General features: G+C 53.2%; 1 protein-coding gene. It reads right to left on the bottom strand.

Translation table 11 applies throughout. The annotated features are described in order from the left end of the window. The coding region (locus tag QMM04_RS22545; protein WP_282997112.1) for an Ig-like domain-containing protein at nt 1-1,013 on the bottom strand (1,013 nt) is incomplete at its 3' end. Between the last annotated feature and the right edge of the window lie 270 nt (nt 1,014-1,283).

The following is a 1,283-nucleotide window of genomic DNA, read 5'->3' as shown; positions in this document are numbered from 1 at the left end:
TCTGTAATCGCACCAGAACCGAGCATACCGGTAGACGGACCAAAATCATCGTAAGCATGAGTAATCTCAGTGCGAGTTGATGCCGATAGATCAATATTAAGTATGAACTCGTCAGTCCAGCCGCTACTATCATTGGCTCGGAACTCCCAGGTACCGGCACTCAGCGCCGGATTCGGTGTCCAGCTCCAGCGGCTACCGTCCATCACTGCGTTGCCTGCATCGATCCATTCGCCTTTATCATTTCGATACTGGATTCTCACCGTGCTACCTGCTGGTGCGTTACCGCAAAGCTCTGGTGTGGTGTCATCAGTCAGTCCGCCACTTTTCAATTCGCCAGTTGCATTGCCGACATTATCTATTGCGTGAGTGATTTCCAGAATGGCGCCGGGATCGGGCGGGGTTGAGCCATCTTTTCCGATGATGATACTAAAAGCATCCGAAACCTCACCCTCACGCACCTTACCGGCAAAGGTTTCACTCGCCACCAGCGTTAAATCATGCTGGCCGTCGGTGAGGTCAATTTCTGGCTCGATCTTCCACATCCCGGTATTTTCATCCGCTTTGGCGCTGCCGATAACCGTATCATCTTCCTTCAGGTAAACAATCACGCCTTTTTCCGCGATACCGGTCAGGGTGGGGCGGCGGTCGTCGGTCATCTTGCCAGAATCGAAGCTGCCGGTGATGTCACCCTGATCGTCGTACATGTTCAGCAGCGTCGGCGCTGCTGGCGGCGTGGTATCAACAATCAGCGTACGCAGACTGGGCGTACTGACGTTGCCGGCCTTATCAACCGACTGGAAAGACATGTTGTAGTAACCATCCTCCAGCGGCGTTGCAGGTGTCCAGCTCCAGTAGCCGTTGGCAGGGTCGATATCTACCGTAAAGGTCTCTTTGCCGACGGTAATCAGCATGGTGCCGCCCTTACCGATTTCTGAATTTGCATAGCCAAAAAACGTGGGGGTGTTGGTGTCGCGCTCGAGGTATTTCACCTCTTCATAATTGAACAGTTCCATGGAGATTATTCCTGTGTTTTTTTACGTCGGGTCCACCGCAGCGAGGGCCGCTGCGCCTTGTTACAAAGAGCGCATTTTGTAATAGATGATGTAACACGCCGTATGAGATACGTCCCGAAGGGAGAAAAATCCGAACGGATTAAAAACAGAGGAAAAGGAGAAGTTGATGCCGTGCTGCGCGCACGGCATCGGGGGATTACACCAGCTCGATTTTCACGCCGTCCTGCACCAGCAGTTCCGCGTCGCCGTGGCTGAACACGTGGTACTGGT

This window comes from Pantoea sp. Pa-EAmG (assembly GCF_030024295.1).
GTDB classification, from domain to species: domain Bacteria; phylum Pseudomonadota; class Gammaproteobacteria; order Enterobacterales; family Enterobacteriaceae; genus Pantoea; species Pantoea dispersa.
This window is presented reverse-complemented; position numbering and strand designations above follow the sequence as displayed.